At 39.1% G+C, this 864-nt stretch carries 1 pseudogene; it reads left to right on the plus strand.

Annotated elements, in window-relative coordinates:
- Window positions 1-486, plus strand: a pseudogene (locus ACTXGO_RS14925) (divalent metal cation transporter); the annotation flags it as partial.
- Between the last annotated feature and the right edge of the window lie 378 nt (window positions 487-864).

Here is an 864-nt window from a genome sequence, read left to right on the forward strand (position 1 = left end):
CAGTATGGGTCAGGACAAGAGATTGAACTGGTTGGCGGCGCTTATATCAATCAGCTGATCAACATGTATACCGCCACCATCGGTGAGTGGTCGCGTCTGCTCGTCGCCTTTGTCGCCTTTATGTGTATGTTTGGCACGACTATTACCTGCGCTGATGGCTATGGCCGCGCTAATGCTGAATGCTGGCGTCTGCTGAAAGGCGAGAGCGAGATTAATAAAAAACAGGTCGCCTTTTGGACAACCTACGCCATCGGTGGTGGTCTGGTCATCATTACCTTCTTTACCGGACAACTAGGCGCTATGCTCAAGTTTGCGATGATATCCGCCTTTGTCTCAGCGCCAATTTTTGGTTGGCTTAATTACTCACTAGTAAAAGGCCACAAAAAAATGTCCGCTGGCATGAACGCCTACTCTATCGCAGGCTTGTTGTTTTTAGGCGGTTTTGCGCTGTTATTCTTAGCGAATTTAGCAGGTTTATTTGGCTAAATTTATAACGTCAAAACAGAGCTTATCGATAAAAAAGGTCTCACTAACGACGATAGTGAGACCTTTTTTGTTTGTAAAAATACGTAACGACTATGAAATCAAAACAGTTAGATCAAGTTAGATGTAACCAAATGTAAATAAACCATAAATATCTCATACCTATTTTGGGTAATGTGAATACTATAAGCGGCTTAACACTAATAAATAGATAACATCATCCATAAATTGCATACTATTAGCTTGGTTACACTTAAATTCATTATTAACTTAATAATAGATGATTTTAAGACTTTTCAATGTGAGTGATTAAGTGTACTCTAAGTCGATAAAGATTCAATCATTTTACAATTTCTATTTTAAATTTGGGCAATCATAAGC

The sequence above is a fragment of the Psychrobacter sp. T6-1 genome, assembly GCF_052258445.1.